The sequence below is a fragment of the Acinetobacter sp. F16 genome (genome assembly GCF_052712855.1).
In genome coordinates, this window is the sequence record NZ_JBRATK010000033.1 from 1 (window position 1) to 1235 (window position 1235).

The 1235-nt window shown below is 43.1% G+C and carries 1 protein-coding gene; it reads left to right on the forward strand.

Annotated elements, in window-relative coordinates:
* The first annotated feature begins 61 nt into the window (after positions 1-61).
* A protein-coding gene (locus ACU0NF_RS11835) for an IS3 family transposase (RefSeq protein WP_445661240.1) occupies positions 62-1200 on the forward strand; the annotation gives its coding sequence in 2 pieces (ribosomal slippage) (positions 62-320 and positions 320-1200; 1140 coding nt in all).
* The last annotated feature ends 35 nt before the right edge of the window (positions 1201-1235 follow it).

Sequence of the window (1235 nt, forward strand, 5' to 3'; positions counted from 1 at the left end):
TGGACTGCCACCACTCTCCTAGACAAATTTCGTCTATTCTTTTTGCATAGGAGAGAACATTATGAGTGGACAACGATACACCCCAGAATTTAAAGATGAAGCTGTTAAATTGATTACCGAACGTGGATATTCTGTCACTGATGTCGCAGAACGTTTAGGCGTATCACAGCACAGCATTTATAAATGGCTAAAGGCCGTACAGCCTTTACGCAATAACCCTGATGAACATGAATTGCTCGAGGCAAAGAAAGAAATCCTTCGCCTTAAAAGTCAGCTTAAACAAACTGAAGAGGAACGGGACATCTTAAAAAAGGCCGCAAGGTACTTTGCAAGCCTGCCCGAGTAAAGTATCAGTTTATCCTGGAATACAGCCATCAATTTAAGATTAAAACGATGTGTCGGGTTCTTAAGATTGCTCGTGCTGGCTACTATGCTTGGTTGCATGAACCCGAATCAGGCAGGACTATTGAAGATAAGCGGTTATTACAGCTCATCCGTTCTTCTTATGATGCCAGTTATGGCATCTACGGTTATCGTCGCATTACGCTGGATCTTAAAGAGTTAGGTGAAAACTGTGGACCTAATCGTGTCCTGAAGATCATGAAGCACAATGGTATTGCCGCTGTTCGAGGATATAAGAAACATAAAAGCTATGGTCGTGGTCGTCCTCAGATTGTGCCACCTAACCATTTAAATCGAGAGTTTATTGTAAACACACCTGATACCTCTTGGGTGACTGATATAACTTACATTCGCACATGGCAAGGCTGGTTATATCTGGCTGTGGTTCTTGATTTATATTCGAGAAAAGTCATCGGTTGGTCAATGAAACCTACGCTTGCCAAGGATATCGTTTTGGATGCACTTCTTATGGCGGTATGGCGACGCAGGCCTAATGAACCTGTAATCATACACTCAGACCAAGGCTCACAATACAGCAGTGGAGACTGGCAGAAATTCTGTCAGAAGCATAACTTAATACCCAGCATGAGCCGCAGAGGAAACTGTTGGGATAATGCTGTTGCAGAATCTTTTTTTAGCAGCTTAAAGAAGGAAAGGATCAAAAAGCGAATCTATAAAACACGCGAAATGGCCCGTGCGGATGTGTTTGATTATATCGAGATGTTTTACAATCGAATCAGGCGTCATTCGCATCTCGATGGGATGAGCCCAGAAGCATTTGAGGCAGCTTCAAAATGAGGCTGTTTCATGTCTAGGATACTGGGAGCAGTCCA